This window comes from Endozoicomonas gorgoniicola (assembly GCF_025562715.2).
Classification (GTDB): domain Bacteria; phylum Pseudomonadota; class Gammaproteobacteria; order Pseudomonadales; family Endozoicomonadaceae; genus Endozoicomonas_A; species Endozoicomonas_A gorgoniicola.
In genome coordinates, this window is record NZ_JAPFCC010000001.1 from 4,329,809 (window position 1) to 4,345,805 (window position 15,997).

Genomic DNA, 15,997 nt, shown 5'->3' on the forward strand with positions numbered 1-15,997 from the left:
GCTGAAATCATTAGTGAGTACAGTCTGATGCATGAATATTCTCTCAATCCAGTCCCATGTTGCTGTAGGTCATGCGGGCAATTCATCGGCTGTCTTCCCGTTGCAGCGGCTGGGCTTTAATGTCTGGCCTGTCAATACGGTCATGTTTTCCAACCACACCGGGCATTCTGGCTGGCGAGGCCCCGTATTCTCCCCCGACACCGTGCGGGATGTCCTTCTGGGAATGGAGGAGCATGGTGCTTTTGCCGAATGCGATGCGATTCTGTCCGGATACATGGGTGACCCCGGCATGGCGGAAGTTATACTGGATGCGGTTGGGCGTATTCGTTCTGCCAACCCTGACGTGCTGTACTGCTGCGACCCGGTGATTGGAGATACCGACACCGGCATTTATGTGCAGAAAGACATTCCAGACTTCTTTCGGAACAAGGTGATTCAGCAGGCCAATATTATTACGCCTAACCATTTTGAGCTGGAGATGCTTACCGGCCAAAGAATAACCTCAACAGATCAGGCATTGAAAGGTGCCAGAAGCCTGCTGGCAGAAGGTCCCGATATTGTACTGGTGACAAGCCTTATAACTGACGATGGCAAGAAAGATCATATTGCGATGCTGGCCGTCAATCATTCAGAAGCCTGGCTGATTAAAACGCCGGTGTACCCGATCAACGGGGTTGTCAGTGGTTCTGGCGACGCTACTGCGGCGTTGTTTATGGCGAAACTTTTGCAGGGCTGTGAACTTAAGCAGTCACTTGAGCATATCGCCGGGGCCATGGACGGACTGTTCAAAAAAACAAGCCTGGCTGGTAGTCAGGAGCTACAGCTGATTGGGTCTCAGGATGAGCTGATAAAACCGTCAGTTACTTTTTCTGCTACTCCCCTCGAACCAACTTACACCCAACGGCTTGATGATGGTAATCTTCAGACGGATTAATTCAATCGGGAGATAGCCATGCTGAAAACAACCACACCTTCCGTGGAAGGCAGACCAGTCAAGGAGTATCTGGGCGTTGTCGTAGGGGAAGCTATTGTCGGTGCCAATGTGTTTCGGGATCTTTTCGCGAGCATCAGGGATATTGTGGGTGGCCGTTCTGGTGCTTACGAGAAAGAACTCGAAAAGGCACGGGAAACCGCCTTTGAAGATATTGAAACCAGAGCCCGGGAAGTGGGAGCCAATGCCATTGTGGGTATTGATCTGGATTACGAAGTTGTCGGTGAAAAAGGCAGTATGCTGATGGTCAGTATCAGCGGAACAGCGGTAATGCTGTAGCTTCTCCCTGGTTACCAGCCCTTTCAGACTTAAGGATGAAGAGACCGAATGAACCAGAGCCATCAACTTTCCCTGCTTGGTAAACGACGGTTTTTACCTTTTTTCGCAACCCAGTTTCTGGGAGCATTTAACGACAATATCTATAAAAACACTCTGCTCCTGATGGCTGCATTTGCGGCTGCAGAACAGTTGCCGTTCGATTCTGACCTGTTCATCAACCTGGGTGCCGGCTTATTTATCCTGCCTTTTTTCATTTTTTCCGGAATTGCCGGCCAAATGGCAGACAAGTACGAAAAGTCGCTGATCATCCGCAGGGTTAAACTGCTGGAAATTGCGATTATGGCAGTGGCTGCCGGGTTTATTATCAGCCAGAACTTTCTGGTACTGCTGATTCTCCTGTTCCTTATGGGGACTCAGAGTGCCTTCTTCGGTCCGGTAAAATACGCCATCATTCCCCAGCATCTGCATGACGATGAACTGGTCGGTGGTAATGCCCTGGTTGAAATGGGTACCTTTGTGGCTATCCTCCTCGGAACCCTTGGAGCAGGGCTATTGGTTGAGTTACCTCAGGCCCATGAGTGGGTAGCCGTGTCGGTTGTTGTGCTCGCGATTCTTGGCTGGCTGTGCGCCCGACAGGTACCGGAAGCCAAAGCTTCTGCGCCGGAACTGGAAGTCAGCTACAACCTGTTCAGCCAGACCCGGAAAATTATGAGAGATGCCCATGGCGATAAAACGGTTTACATTAGCCTTGTGGCCATCTCCTGGTTCTGGGCTATCGGTGCGGCCTACCTGACACAGCTGCCAAACCTTGCCAGTCAGATTTTGTCGGGCAGTCCTCAGGTTGTCAGTATAATGCTCGCCATGTTTACCATTGGCGTTGCAGCAGGATCGCTATTCTGCGGAAGGATTTCCCACGGCAGGGTTGAACCGGGCATTGTGCCTCTGGGAGCTTTTGGCCTGAGCCTGTTTGCACTGGATCTGTTCTTTGCGATTTCACCCAATAGTCAGGAGGCGTTGCTCAGTGTCAGTGAGTTTATAAGGATTCCAGCCAATGTCCGGGTATTGTTTGACCTTGCCATGATTGGCTTTTTTGGCGGACTGTTTATTGTGCCACTGTACGCGATGGTTCAGAAAAGAACCGATGAAAGCCGCCGCGCACGAATGATTGCTGCACTGAACGTTATGAACTCTTCCTACATGGTTGGCAGCGCCGTGTTCGGAATGCTGTTTCTGGGTGTCGCCAATCGAACCATTGAAGAGTTTTTCCTGACCCTGGCGGTTCTGCATGTGACTGTCTGCCTGCTCATCTTCAGAACATCGCCAGAATTCTGGCAACGTTTCAGGATCCGCTTTTCACGCTAGCCAATCATCTTCGCAAAAGCCACCACTGACATCGGCGGCTTTTGCCGCCATAATTCTCCACCATGACTGAATCTGCCCAAACTTCTGAACGCCTTGTACAGCAACCTGTACATCGTCCTGTGCATCGTCCTGTGCATCGTCCTGTGCATATAGTACCGCCCTGCCATGAGGAACTCCGGGAACTATACCGGGACGACCACCTGGTAGTGGTCGACAAACCCGCTGGCCTGCTTAGCGTCCCCGGACGGCATCCTGCCAATTTTGACAGCGCTCTGTCTCGCCTGCAGGCAATAAATCCTGAAAGCCGGGTTGTACACCGACTGGACATGTCTACCTCCGGAGTGATGGTGTTTGCCCTTCAGGCAGACAGTCACAGGGCGTTAAGTCGCCAGTTTCAGGATCGTCTGGTCAGTAAGGGATATACCGCAGAAGTATGGGGAATCCCTGCTGAACAGTCCGGTTCCGTGAACCTGCCCCTGCGTTGCGACTGGCCGAACCGTCCAAAACAGATGGTTGATCATGAACAGGGCAAACCAGCCCTGACGCACTACACCTGTATCAATACCTGCACCAATCATCAGGACTCTTCATCGCAAAATAGCCGTGTATGGCTTGAGCCTGTTACCGGACGATCACACCAGTTAAGGGTACACATGGCAGAACTGGGTCATCCGATCCTTGGCTGTGAGTTCTATGCCCACCCAGAGGCTTATGAAGCCAGTGCAAGATTGCATCTCCACGCCACCCGGCTGACATTTACACACCCGATCTTGAAGGAATCGATGACGTTTGAGGTACCTGCCCCATTTTAAAGGGGAAAAGTATCGTATCGCCCACGTCTAATCCCCGGATCTGAACTAAAATCACTGACAACCAATAAGCAAGACAAGCTCAGGTTGTCAGTTTGATTCTGCATAACACCTGCACCAACAAAACCTGGTTAATAAAGCGACTTAAACGACCGGGATTAATCTCATTATTGTTCAGCCTTCAGTTCAGTAGCCCACCAGCTGTTGCTGAAACCGAACTTGAACAGTTCACAAGGTTGTACAAAAGTACCCTTGAGTACTTCATCGCAGAAAACACCGGCTGGTTCAGAAAATCGCTCTCGTCCTTTGGTCATTTTTTAAAAAAAAATCCTGTTAGCCCTTACCAGGAATACTTTGACCTGTTCTTTATTCCTTCTGAGGGTAGTGGTACTAACAAATCCGCTGAATCCATATTTATTCCATTTCCAGAGCCTTTTCCGGGCAAGAGTTCGCCTAACACACACGACACCCCTTACCCGGAAACTCTTTCGGGGTTCACCTTCAGCAAACATTTTCCACTGAAGCTACAATGCAACCGCGATGAGCCAGACAGCAGCAAAGCCTCACTGTTTGCCAACAGCCAGTATGTGACAGTCTTACAAGCCCTGGACAGGAGCTACGAACACGCCTATTTCAAACCATATGCCAACTGCGATAACCATCCCTCTTTCAGAAGAGGAGGGAAGCATGACCAGTTTCTGCTTATTTCAGTTTGCGTCAGCGACGCCTCAAACAATCATTACGAGCTGTGTTTCCCTATGGGTCCTGTCAGGCAGTTTGCTGTCAGCGACCTTATCGACACAAACGATGAATTCAGACCCGCCCCTGAATACACAGAAAAAAATGTCAGGCTGTTTCTCAGACACATGGAAAAGCTATACAACCCACAGAATCCTCTGGCAAATCGTCATATTGAAAGCCTGCTCGGCAGCGGTATTTCAGCGCAGGTTATGAAACCACTCAGCTTCTTACGCTCAGCAGCTGTTAAACGGATTATTCATGAATTGCCAGACGAGCAATCGGCTGATGATTTCATTTTGACCGCCCAAATCAATATGCGCCTGTTGACCATGGCGGAAATTGAGTATCTGCCATTAATGTATTTTTCTGTACCAGCCCGAAAGAAAGGCATGCAGGCTATCTATGGCGTGCAAAAAAAACGCAATCCCAGTCAGTTTCTTGATCACCTTTTTGAAGATCCGCACCAGCCTCTGTCTTCCCTGAAAAAGTATCTGGACGATATCATTGGCCTTCTGATTAAGTGCGATATTGCCAATGCCCGCCAGTTCCAGACACTGAGTACCACGGCAACCGGCTTTTCCATTGCGGTTGATCCCAATTACACCAACTATTTTGTTGACGGCGATCATGCAAAAATTGTCGACCTGACACCCTTTTTCATGGCCTTTGAAGGCATGCTTCCGAAGATTAACAGTCAGTTCGTTGATATGGATCTGGATGGCATAGACAGGCACTTCAGCAGCCTGTCCCTGAACCCTCTGCATCGGTATCTTTTCTTTCTGGGCATGTTATTCAGAACCAGCCAGGCAAGAACCAAAGCCTATCAGAGATGCCTTATCAACGGCATGATTTGTCAGATAGAGAAGCAAAAAGATGAAGCATGGAAACACCTGTTTAACCATGCTCTGGAAAAGGTCGCCTCTGTGCCCCCTATATACAATGAAATGCTGCGCCGGGTCGAAAAGCAACGTCTGTCAACGGGTCTTCAGGTGTCAACCACGGTTTCAGAAGGTCAACACAATAAACCACTCTCCAGCAACCTGTTCGCTGAGGGCGAGGGCGTTTCAGCAGCTTATCATTCCGATGTAACAGCCTTTAACCAGTCACGTCATACTGCAAACAGAGCCAACATGAACTCCACTTCGCGGTTTATGGCGTTGTTGAGGCAGGAGGCTTCGATTATAGCGTCTAAAGTCGACCACTGGCGTCAGGAGCGACAACAAAAATGGCATAAGGCCACACAGCCGTTTTACGACCAGCAGCGCGAAAAGCATAGCATTCATGCCACACCCTACTTTATGGACGACATTGAAGCTGAAAGTTATACGAATTATATTCTGGGACTGAAATACTATAGAACCAACCTTACATCCAGCAGCTTATGGTTATGCTTCAGCAACTGGCTGGATCGTAACCGGCATGTCAACCATTTTTATGAAGGCAGCCTGTCTGCATCTGAGTTGCGCAGGATGGCGCAGATTGTCTTGTCAAAACACCTTGATGGCGAAACAATCGACCTGGAGGCCATTGACAACATCCCTGTTCTTCTGAAAGCCCTGGATGACCTTGGCTATTATTTTGAGGTTCAGGTCATACAACCTGACGAGCAGTTTAAACCCCGCTCAACCAGTTACTGGTTTGATCACAACCAGGGCAAAGTCATCACCAAAGACATTCACGATATTCGACGAATAAGGCAACTGGCCGGGCAGAGCCATGTTATGTCGTTACTGCTACACCAGACGAGTGATGCACCTGCGGGCTCAGCAAACAGTCGCTGGTCACTGGTTTCAGAAATGCCAGCTAAAAAAGCTGATATTATCCAGCGCTACGCTGCTCAGCTTGTTGCATCATGGCGTTTCAAATCAATGGACAAATTTGTAACACCTGAAGCCTTAAAGGATGAAAGTGATTTACGAAAAAATTCATCGTACTATCTATCGTACTATCTAAAGCTGACTGCGTTTCTCAGTGCTTATCAGAAAACATTACTCCCATCCCTTCCGTCACTTCTGACTAAACAATTAGAATACCACTTACCTCCCGCAAACCATCAGGCACAGATAGAACCGGGTGTTCGGGTTGGGCATTTATTTATGGCGCTGTTGCATTGGGTAGATGCTTTGGAGGGTTTTGCTGATAATGAATTACCCAATACGGTTCTTCTCATTCAGCCAGGGTTAGGCTACAGGGTAGAAAACCCTCTTTTTTCAATGTGGACGATCACGTTTACTAAACACAAACCCAGGGTCATTACTCGAAAACTGACGCATAATGTGAAGCTGGAATCCATAAAGACCAGTAAACCTGGACGACTGATCTTCTTTACCAACGTAATGACCTCAGCAACAGGTCATTTTCTATTAGCATTCGGCTCTTCACCTGACTGGTGGATCATTAACAGGCCCGATGTATCAGATTTCCAAAAGCAGAATAATGAGCTGTCTGAATAGATCAAGAACCCCCACGAAGGCGAAGTGATCAGCCATGATCCGGAAGAACTGCTGGCACAATATGCCGAGCAGCAACACCAGATCGCCGGACTACAGGAGCAATTAAAGGCTATTCTGGGACAGGCCTTAATTCGCAAGCAGGAATAACAAACGATGACAGAACAGCCAAGCCAGAGAGACATTCGAATCTACACCGGGGAAAGTGGTGACATTAATGTTTTGCTGGAACAAGAGAGCATCTGGCTCACCCAGCGTCAGCTCTCTGATCTGCTGGAAACCAGTACTGACAATATCAGTTTGCACCTCAAAAACATCTATCAGGAGAGGGAGTTAGAGGCTGATGCAACTACCGAGGATTTCTCGGTAGTTCGACAGGAGGGCAAGCGGCAAGTGCGCCGACGGGTTAAACACTACAATCTGGACGCCATTATATCCGTAGCTTATCGGGTGAACTCCCGCAAAGGCACTCAATTCCGACAGTGGGCTACTGCTGTGCTGAAAGAGCATCTGAGCCGGGGCTACACCATTAACCGTCAGCGTTTTGAAGATAATGCCCGGGAGCTGGAAGCCGCCTTAAAGCTGGTACGCAAAGCAGCCGCTTCACCGGAGTTGCTGGTAAATACTGGCCGTGGATTGGTAGAAATCGTCAGTCGTTACACCCAGACGTTTCTCTGGTTACAGCGTTACGATGAAGGTTTGCTCAACGAACCCACTGGGCAACCTGGCGGTATGTTAGCGACAGAACAACAGGTCATGGCTTCACTGCTAGGACTCAAGCAGAACCTTGTTCAGCGCGGCGAAGCCACAGAGCTGTTCGCAAAACCACGGGGCGATGGCCTTGGGGCGCTTTTGGGTAACCTTGACCAGAGCGCCTTTGGAGAACCGGCCTACCCAACCATTGAAAGCAAGGCTGCCCACTTGCTCTATTTCGTTGTGAAAAACCACCCCTTTACCGACGGCAACAAACGCAGCGGTGCCTTTCTGTTTGTAGACTTTCTGCATCGCAATGGCCGACTGCTGAACGACTCAGGCGAACCCGTTATTAACGACACCGGTCTGGCAGCCCTGACACTGCTGGTGGCGGAGTCCGACCCAAAGCAAAAAGAGACATTGATCCGCCTGATTATGAATATGCTGGCGGATGAAGAGACTGAAGACCGATGAACGCAGTGACATACCCCCTCCACTAAATCGGCAAGCTGATTCTAGTGGGGGCTTCTAATCGGGAATTACATGCGACCCACTATGTCAAATAGCATAGCCTCTCGCTGTCGTACAGGTTGCCGAACCACGACAGGGGAACTCTTTACACATACGCTGTGTCCCAGCCACCAAACCCATTATGCAGGGTTTCGCAGTGCATTGAAGTTAGTACATAGGCTTGCTCTACGCAAGCCTCGCTATCCATCTCCATCCAAACGGCAAAGCTACGCAATGCCGTTATGGATGGAGAATTCCGCAAGGTTTGTTAAACCCTGACCTAACTTTTTTTGCTTTTGCGACTGTTTTTCTGCAGGGACTTTGGCTGACGGGTAGCCATGCTTTCCATACCACTCACCCCGGAAGCAATTTGTTCAATTTTGCCTCCGGACTTCAGAAATTCAGCAACTTGCTCTTCAATGGATGCAGAATCTTCAGTGTTTTTATTCTGGTTACGGTCGTCAATGAGAGAGATTGATCTTTTAGACATTATTTAACTTCCCAATTGGCTCAAGGAACACACCATTTCAGAAAACGCTGAATAGGGTGTGATTCTTTGGCGTTAGACTACTCCTTACCCGCTAAGTTCAATCCTTAAGACAATACTAAGCTAAAAAAACATTCTGGCAATCAGAATTAGCTTTAAAGAGCATTCCTGTTCATACCAAGGGGAATTAACTCAAGACGTCATAAACAGCCATAAACGCAAGAAACATTTTTTCACAGTAAAAAACACCCCGATCCGAAGACCGGGGTGCATTAATGGAAGGTTAATTAAAGAATTTCTGCTTTTTCACTGACGAAGATGACAACCAAAGCCTAATTCACGACCCTGGACAGCGGTTTTAACCACTCTTTTGTAAGAGCTGGCCAAGCTGACTTGTTCATCCAGTTTAACAAACGCTTTACGCTGTTTTACTGCTTGAGTTTTCATCACGTGTACTCCTGTTTGCCAACATGTCATGCAGCATTCTGACAATGCTACACCCTAAATCTTAATCACGATGAATTGATGCCCGAACGATTTCCTGCACATAAGGATGCCTGTCGTTCATAGCCTGAGAGTAAAAACCTGCACCTCCTGCCTCCATAGCCAGCACAGCCTCCCAGGCCAACCCCCGTGTTCGGAAGCACGGGTGATCACGGGCAATATGCAACAATAATTCAATACTGTTCTCATCACCCAGAGCCTGTACGGCCCTGAAAATAGTGTTACGCAGACTCAACTCATTGACCTGACCGATAACTGTCTGCTTCTTAACATCAAAAAAGTACTGAAGTTTTGGTTCTCCTGAGCGAGGCAGAATCAGGTTCACTGAAATGGACAAATCATCAGGCGGATACTGGGTATGGACATCTTTGCTGGCAAAGTAATACATTAATTTGCCCACTGGAAAATCAGTGTCTTCCTGAAACCTCAAGACCACTTTCTCACCGGGATACCCCACCACCTTGTCGTGGTCGTAGTCATAAATAGCCGTTCGGTACCCTGATCCAAAATAACTGCAGGTCAGGAAATCGAAGTTATGGTCATGTCCGTCGTAATACGATAACAGTTCATCAGCAGCCAACTCTTCCATCGGCAACCAAACAACAGCCCGGACGGCGAAATAAGAACCATAGTGCAGTACAAAAGTGGGCGGTTTATAGTCATTACCCTTCTGAAAATCAGCCAGATTCTGCAACTGCCCGGCAAAATATTGCGCCAGAAAAGTGCGATTATTACAAAGCTTTAACAATTCACCGGCATGAGTGATCGCGGCTTCCGGACGCTTCATTTCCGGATGGGTCTCACAAAAATCAATGTACTCCTCAAGGGAAGATACAGCATCGGTTCGCGAATAAACTGTATAGGCCATGACGACTACCCTTCCCCACTGGTCAGGTTAGCCAGAGTTTGCCTGGCTGATTTGGCCAGTGACGTATTTGCATCTCTGACAAGGTGCTGCTGAAGTAAATCTATGCCTCGCTGCTCATTTAACTTATAAACGCTTTCTGCAGCTTCCCAACGAACAAAGTGATCAAAATCCGATATAGCCAACGCCTCCAGCGTATCGGCATACTCTTCAGACCCCGCATCACCCATTACCCGCACTGCCAGCTGGATGCGGGATTTCTGCAGGTTGTTATCGGTGAGATTGAGAGGCTCCAGAGTCTCCCGGTCAAACACCCAGGTAACAGAACCTCTTGGCAGGGAGTGAATGATCAGACAGGGTACTCTGCTGCCTGCTTTTTCAAGGTCGGCAATGTCACAATAAGCATGAAACAGCTTGGGAATAAACGGCTCCAGACTGATTCCGACCGGCATTTTTAACGACACTGGCCGGTCAAACAGGTGATTAATATCAAGCTGAGCCTGATAGACTGGTACACTGAATGGCTTCGAAGACAGGTTCACAACAATCATGTCAAATTCACTGGCGCAGAGAGCCTGCTCATTCCCACAGCCTTCACCTGCAACCACCAGCGACAAATTAAAGTCTCCGGATTCAGCCAGATGTACCTGATCTGAATAAGCAGGCTTCCCCTCACGGGCTGACTGCCTGAGAATCTCTTCAAGCACACTGTTAAATAACTGACAGGCCAGCGTCTGATTAAAGCCGGAAAACAACTGACAGAAATCAGCAAACACAAAACCTTCCTGGCTCATTAACTGCTCAGCCATTGCAGTCATCCGGGCAATTGTCACTGGAGAGAACATACGCACCTCTTGCCCTGTAAATACTCAGCCATATAAAAGCTCAACACCTTGATGCCTGATCATTAAAAGGTGTAATTAGTAGCATTCGAGTAGGCTTAATTCAGTATCACCTGATTTTGAATCAGGTCTGTTAGCGATGTGACTATAGAGCAGCTATTAAAGGTTGTGAAATACAAAAATTCTATATCAGTAATCTGTAGTTCTGATTTAATTATAAAATTCATACTCCATTCAGGCCACCAGTCTGCCCTGCACACTTACAAAAACGTAGCAATACTGGCACTATCCGAATAAAAATCACTTCTCATTCAATAATAAACAAGCAAGGTAAACGACGTGAGAAACATAACAAAATTTGCCCCCATGCCAGACGCTGCTCCTCGGTCAAGAAAAGTTACTTGCAAAGAGTTTTCTAACGAAAGAACTACTATCCATACCTGCCTGTCTTAATAAATCGGCTTTTGATTCGGGAAGAATCGACAGTAAAGAGAAATAAGCCATGGAGCGCACTCTTGGGTGGCAGTGCTTATCAGCAATAGCCTGCAACTGCTCTACAGTCTGCTCGTTGTGCAACAGTCTGGCTACCTGAAACAGACCTGTGGTCGTCCTCATTGGGTCCAGATGACGGGTGATAACCCAGGTTTCCGGATCAAATGCACACTGCTCCAGAGCCTCAGGGTGCGAGGGGAAAATCAGGTTAATTGAAACCGACAGGCTCTCAGGCGGATATTGGACATGAATATCCTCAGTATGGCGATAAAACATAAGCTTGCCCGGCGTCAGCAATGTATCATCCTGAAAGGCTGTCTCCACCTGTTCACCCACCAGGCCAGTCATCCGGCGCTTGTCGCATAAATGAACAATCGTTCTATAGCCCGGCCCGTAATAGCCACAGGTAAGGAAGTCAAAATGGTGATTATGTGTCACTCCATAGCCAAGAGAGGTGGCATCTTCGGAATCAGGTTCGTCACAGGGAAGCCACAACACTGCCCTGACTGAAAAGGTATCGCAGCTGAAGAGATAGAAACTGGGTGGGGTAAAGTCTGTTTTTACGTCGTATTGGAGTACACGCCTTAACTGACCATTGAGAAAATCCAGAAAGAACCTTTTATTATTGGCAAGGCGACGAAGCATGTATGCGTCCGAAAGTACCCTGTCGCGGTCGGATAAATGCGTTTGTGAGCGACAAAAATCGATATATTCCTCCAGCTCGATTTGCTCTTTATCTGAGCAGTCCACTGTAATTGTCATCTGAGTCACCGGATTCGTTTATCGGCAGGCAGAGTGGCTAAGAATAAAAGATAGGTCACCACCAGCATCAGAAGTGAGAACAGCGATATAACTTTTGGCGTACCATCGTGCCAAATAATCAATAAAATATTGACTACACTCGCCACTGAAGAAAACAGGATAAACATTAATGCCACAGCCTGCATTGCCCAGTTAGCGCTATTCAGCAGGATGCCTGCCAGAGTATTGGTAAGAACAAACCCGGACAAGGCATACAACAGCATCGGCAAAATCAGGTTCATGGTCTCAGCACTGTGATAGATCAGATCCAGAACTGTGGTCAGTAGCGTGAGGAAGATCAGCAAAGGAATAGTATGGTGAACGATAGGAAGATAGTTATATTTTTTCAGCAACAATCCGTTAAATACGCTCACCATCATGCGGCTTAAATACAAGACACTTAACAGATAGCTGTATGAGAGTGGCTGTAACTTAAAATAGTCGAGATAAAGAAAAGCCGAATTACTGACGTATATCTGGCTGACAACCGCAATCCCTGTATTACACACCAGAAAGGCCAGAGTGTAACGATCCGTCAACATCGTTTTCCAGTGTCGAAGGCATGATTTGTAATACCTTGCATAGTCGACAGAATGAGTTGGCTCAGGCTTTTTCAATATGCCCATACATAGCAAGGTTACGATAATTGAATAAGCCAGCATTATCCCGTACACCGTTTGCCAGCCCTGAGAAAAGGCTATGAGAGTACCAAGCTCCGGACCAACCATGGGAATAACAAAACCAATGGCAGTAATGTACGACAGAACACAAGCCACCTCATTGTCTTCATAACACTCGTTAACCAGAGCCGGAACAACCGTTATCAAGCCAGCCGAAGCAGCCCCCTGCAAAGCTCGTCCGACAAAAAACAATGTTTCCACTGTCAGCAGGCAACATAACGTACCGATCGCAAACAGCAGCAACGACCAGTAAAGGCAATGGAGCCGAAAGCCCGCATCTGACAACAATGCAACGATTGGCATTGCAAACACCTGGGTCAGTACGAACAGGGGCAATGCCAGCTGCATTTCAGCGGAGCTGACACCCAGCGACGTTGCAACATCAGGCAAGATTGGCAGGAATAACGTAACTGGCAGCATGGGCAGAATGGAGACTGCTCCCATCAACGCAACCAGTTCAGCTTTTGTCAGGTGCTGCAGAGGTGCCACAAGCGGTTACCCATCAGGTACTTATATGTTAGTACTCAACCACAGAAATCATATAGGTGGTTAAATGTTCACCTTCCAGTTATTTCTATTGCTTTTACGATGTCACTCTCCTGAAACGATCATGAAGCTATTCAGTAGTGGTAATGAGCATAGACAGATATTCTCATATCGTTTTTTTCTTTGACCCACTGTTGGAGTACTCTTATTCTGAAAAAATCAACATTTATAACTGGAGGCACGAACGTTGAAAAAAATTAAGAACGAAACCGAACTGGTCCGCGAAGCACTGCGAATTGGTGCCATCTATGTCGAAAAGCGCAAAGCCGGTAAGTTTGAAGAAACGGATTCTTCCCGCCAGAAAATCGAGTACCTTTACCGCCTTCTGGTACACGACAACCTGATTCAGCCACTGGTCAAGGGACAGGAATCCGAACAGAACATGAAACACAAACTGGCTTTGTGGATTTCACGACAACTGCCCGAAGGGCATCCCCTGCTCAAATAAGCAAAAGCAGGAAACTGATCTTAAAAACCAGTACACTGGCCGCCTTTTCACTATCTTCACTTGACTATCGACATGCCTGCCAACCTGAAATGCCCCGTCTGCTCGCAGCTTTTACAACAGTTAGACAACGGGGCAGCATGTGCCAACAACCACCGTTTCGACCGCGCCCGCCAGGGTTATCTGAACCTGCTGCCCAGCCATAAAATGCGCAGTAAGCATCCGGGAGATGACAAGCAGATGGTGCAGGCGCGTCATCGTTTTCTGGACAGTGGTTGTTATCAACCAGTTATAGACGCCCTGACAAAAGCCACCCGAACAGCACTGGACGGCGTTGAACACCCCGTTATTCTGGACGCAGGCTGTGGTGAAGGTTATTACACCGCTCAATTACACGATGCTTTTCCACAGGCATCAGTCTGCGGTTTTGACATCTCAAAACCCGCCATTCAGGCCTGCTGTCGCCGCAGCAAAGACGTTCAATGGCTGGTTGCCAGTGTTAACGACATTCCTGTGCCAGACAATCAGATTGATGTCATTATCAGTGTATTTTCCCGCTGTGACTGGAAAGAGTTCAGCCGGGTTCTCAAGCCTGGTGGGAAAGTTCTGGTTCTGGCACCAGGGGAACAACACTTGTATGCACTGCGTCAGGTTATCTATGAGGAAGTTCGCCCCTATCCGGCAGACAAGCTGGTCAGCCAGTTGCCAGAGCATTTCAGCCTGCTGGAAAAAGCTTCTGTGACAGGTACAATGAAGCTGGATTCGTCAGAGTTAATTCTTGACCTGTTGGCCATGACACCACACTACTGGCATGTAAAGCCGTCACAAAAACAACAACTGTCTGAGTTAACATCGCTTGAGTGTGGCATTGACATGAAACTCTACGCCATCGCCTACCAACCTGCAGAGAGTTAAGATTTTGATCAATATTGACGAGATCGAATGGGACGAATGGACTCATGGTGAACAGTATGGTGTTCGTAGCAAATGCCTGAGCGACAGCGCAGGCGGGCTGGCCATTGCTACCCGCATGCAGGAGCTTGAACCGGGCAAACAGTCAATGCCACTGCACTTTCACACCGCAGAAGAAGAACACCTGTTCATCGTTGAAGGCGAATGTACTCTGCTGCACGGCGAGGAGTATATTCACATGATTGCTGGCGACTATATCTGCTTTATGCCCGGTGATGACCGGGGACACGCCTTACTGAACCACTCTAAAGGCATCTGTCGATACCTGATTATCGGTCAACGCGACCAGAAAGATACCGTCGTTTACCCAGAAGAAGGTCAGGTGCATGTAAAAGCGTTAGATAAGATTTTCCACGACAACTGACATATATTCCGGATTCCCACTGGTTTATTGTTCAGCGTCAACTCCTTACACCTGAAGCAAAGGTATAACTGTCTGTGCAGACGTTAACTTTTGTTGTCATCTATCAAGGAGAGGTCGCGATGAACACACCACGAAAGAACACGATCGACAGCAATAACACCTTCATGAAGTATGCGCCCAAAGCGGTTGCACTGCTTTGCCTGCTGACTGTTATTTCTGCTGCCTCCTTTCTGACCCGGGGCTGGTCCCTGATGGACTTCAATATCGCCACACTGTCGGCTCTCTCTGCCCTGGTTCTGCTGTTGAACATTCAGCTCGCCAGGGGGGAAACAATCAGCCCAAAAAAACGATTACTGACCCGGATTATGCACCGATGCAGCTATGTGCCTTACCTGTTCGGCATTTATCTGCTTCTGTTTAAGGGTTTCTGGAGCCTGACTCTGATGGTGGAATCCTTTTCAGTCATGCTGGCGGTAATGAGCCTGTTTTACCTGATTTGCGGACATTTTGTGGTTAATGCCGGCTTTCAGAGCTGTCCAATGGCAAAGCTGAGATAAAGGGATAATAAAGAGGCGGGTGCGTCCCGCCTTCTTGGAACCTGCCTTTATTTCAAGGATACTCTCCCACCTGTAGCTATAACCCCTGAAATCATCTATGACATCAACCCAAGTTCCTTTTACCACCTGGTATCTGGCTATGGAGCACGAGCATGAACTGGTAAAAAAGCCTCTGCTCGATGCTCGCTTCAAGATTCGTGAATGCCTTGAGAAACAGTTTGAAATCAACCGCTTTTTCTACCAGTTTGTAGGATGCCACTGGGAATGGACCGACAAATTAAGCTGGGATGATGAACAGTGGCAGGCTTATGCAGAAGCTCCAAATCGTCGAACCTGGATCGCTTACGTCGATAACAGTCCCGCCGGTTATTTGGAGCTGAGCAAAAATGAAGACAATGTAGTTGAGCTTGATTATTTTGGTCTGGCCAGGCGTTTTGTTGGTCGTGGGTATGGTGGAGGCTTTCTGAGCTTTGCCATTGAGGCGGCCTGGCAATGGGGCGCTCAGCGGGTGCAGGTCAACACCTGTTCAAAAGATCACCCTGACGCTCTGGCGAACTACCAGGCCCGGGGATTCAGCCTCTACAAAACCATTACCAGGTAACTCCAA

General features: G+C 48.1%; 18 protein-coding genes. 12 read left to right on the plus strand and 6 right to left on the minus strand.

The genetic code is table 11. The annotated features are described in order from the left end of the window. Positions 1 to 31 precede the first annotated feature (31 nt). From pdxY to rhuM, 7 genes are all read left to right on the plus strand, one after another. On the plus strand, positions 32 to 934 hold the full coding sequence (pdxY, locus tag NX722_RS19605) for a pyridoxal kinase PdxY (RefSeq protein ID WP_262564550.1): 903 nt from the start codon (positions 32 to 34) through the stop codon (positions 932 to 934). Between the two features lie 18 nt (positions 935 to 952). Then, entirely contained in the window at positions 953 to 1,270 is a 318-nt protein-coding gene (locus tag NX722_RS19610) for a heavy metal-binding domain-containing protein (RefSeq protein WP_262564551.1), read from the plus strand. Between the two features lie 48 nt (positions 1,271 to 1,318). Beyond that, positions 1,319 to 2,632, plus strand: a complete 1,314-nt coding sequence (locus NX722_RS19615; RefSeq protein ID WP_262564552.1) for an MFS transporter — start codon at positions 1,319 to 1,321, stop codon at positions 2,630 to 2,632. Between the two features lie 62 nt (positions 2,633 to 2,694). Then, positions 2,695 to 3,444: a pseudouridine synthase gene (locus NX722_RS19620; RefSeq protein WP_262564553.1), complete on the plus strand. Its 750-nt coding sequence runs from the start codon at positions 2,695 to 2,697 to the stop codon at positions 3,442 to 3,444. Positions 3,445 to 3,536: 92 nt separating this feature from the next. Continuing rightward, complete coding sequence (locus NX722_RS19625) at positions 3,537 to 6,635, plus strand: hypothetical protein (protein WP_262564554.1); 3,099 nt, start codon at positions 3,537 to 3,539, stop codon at positions 6,633 to 6,635. Positions 6,636 to 6,659: 24 nt separating this feature from the next. Further along, positions 6,660 to 6,782, plus strand: a complete 123-nt coding sequence (locus tag NX722_RS19630; RefSeq protein ID WP_262564555.1) for a hypothetical protein — start codon at positions 6,660 to 6,662, stop codon at positions 6,780 to 6,782. 6 nt (positions 6,783 to 6,788) lie between these two features. Further along, entirely contained in the window at positions 6,789 to 7,799 is a 1,011-nt protein-coding gene (gene rhuM / locus NX722_RS19635; RefSeq protein WP_262564556.1) for a virulence protein RhuM/Fic/DOC family protein, read from the plus strand. Positions 7,800 to 8,115: 316 nt separating this feature from the next. Here rhuM and NX722_RS19640 read toward each other — a convergent pair whose 3' ends face one another. From NX722_RS19640 to NX722_RS19665, 6 genes are all read right to left on the minus strand, one after another. Beyond that, positions 8,116 to 8,325, minus strand: coding sequence for a hypothetical protein (locus NX722_RS19640; protein ID WP_262564557.1), 210 nt, complete (start codon positions 8,323 to 8,325; stop codon positions 8,116 to 8,118). Positions 8,326 to 8,628: 303 nt separating this feature from the next. After that, positions 8,629 to 8,769 (minus strand): hypothetical protein, encoded by a 141-nt coding sequence (locus NX722_RS19645; RefSeq protein ID WP_262564558.1) that lies wholly within the window; start codon positions 8,767 to 8,769, stop codon positions 8,629 to 8,631. Positions 8,770 to 8,830: 61 nt separating this feature from the next. Beyond that, positions 8,831 to 9,694, minus strand: coding sequence for a hypothetical protein (locus NX722_RS19650; RefSeq protein WP_262564559.1), 864 nt, complete (start codon positions 9,692 to 9,694; stop codon positions 8,831 to 8,833). 5 nt (positions 9,695 to 9,699) lie between these two features. Beyond that, positions 9,700 to 10,536, minus strand: coding sequence for a HEAT repeat domain-containing protein (locus NX722_RS19655; RefSeq protein WP_262564560.1), 837 nt, complete (start codon positions 10,534 to 10,536; stop codon positions 9,700 to 9,702). 384 nt (positions 10,537 to 10,920) lie between these two features. Further along, entirely contained in the window at positions 10,921 to 11,787 is an 867-nt protein-coding gene (locus NX722_RS19660; RefSeq protein ID WP_262564561.1) for a hypothetical protein, read from the minus strand. Positions 11,788 to 11,792: 5 nt separating this feature from the next. Next, positions 11,793 to 12,995 carry an MFS transporter gene (locus NX722_RS19665; protein ID WP_262564562.1) on the minus strand — a complete coding sequence of 401 codons (1,203 nt, stop codon included), beginning with the start codon at positions 12,993 to 12,995 and terminating at the stop codon, positions 11,793 to 11,795. A gap of 244 nt (positions 12,996 to 13,239) precedes the next feature. Here NX722_RS19665 and NX722_RS19670 point away from each other — a divergent pair, with 244 nt between their 5' ends. From NX722_RS19670 to NX722_RS19690, 5 genes are all read left to right on the plus strand, one after another. Continuing rightward, positions 13,240 to 13,500 carry a DUF5062 family protein gene (locus NX722_RS19670; RefSeq protein ID WP_262564563.1) on the plus strand — a complete coding sequence of 87 codons (261 nt, stop codon included), beginning with the start codon at positions 13,240 to 13,242 and terminating at the stop codon, positions 13,498 to 13,500. A 72-nt stretch (positions 13,501 to 13,572) separates the two neighbouring features. Then, positions 13,573 to 14,412, plus strand: a complete 840-nt coding sequence (locus NX722_RS19675; protein WP_262564564.1) for a methyltransferase domain-containing protein — start codon at positions 13,573 to 13,575, stop codon at positions 14,410 to 14,412. Between the two features lie 4 nt (positions 14,413 to 14,416). Beyond that, entirely contained in the window at positions 14,417 to 14,833 is a 417-nt protein-coding gene (locus NX722_RS19680; protein ID WP_262564565.1) for a cupin domain-containing protein, read from the plus strand. Positions 14,834 to 14,952: 119 nt separating this feature from the next. Continuing rightward, a complete protein-coding gene (locus NX722_RS19685; RefSeq protein WP_262564566.1) occupies positions 14,953 to 15,390 on the plus strand; it encodes a hypothetical protein in 438 nt (145 codons plus the stop codon). 97 nt (positions 15,391 to 15,487) lie between these two features. Further along, a complete protein-coding gene (locus NX722_RS19690; RefSeq protein WP_262564567.1) occupies positions 15,488 to 15,991 on the plus strand; it encodes a GNAT family N-acetyltransferase in 504 nt (167 codons plus the stop codon). Positions 15,992 to 15,997: the final 6 nt, after the last annotated feature.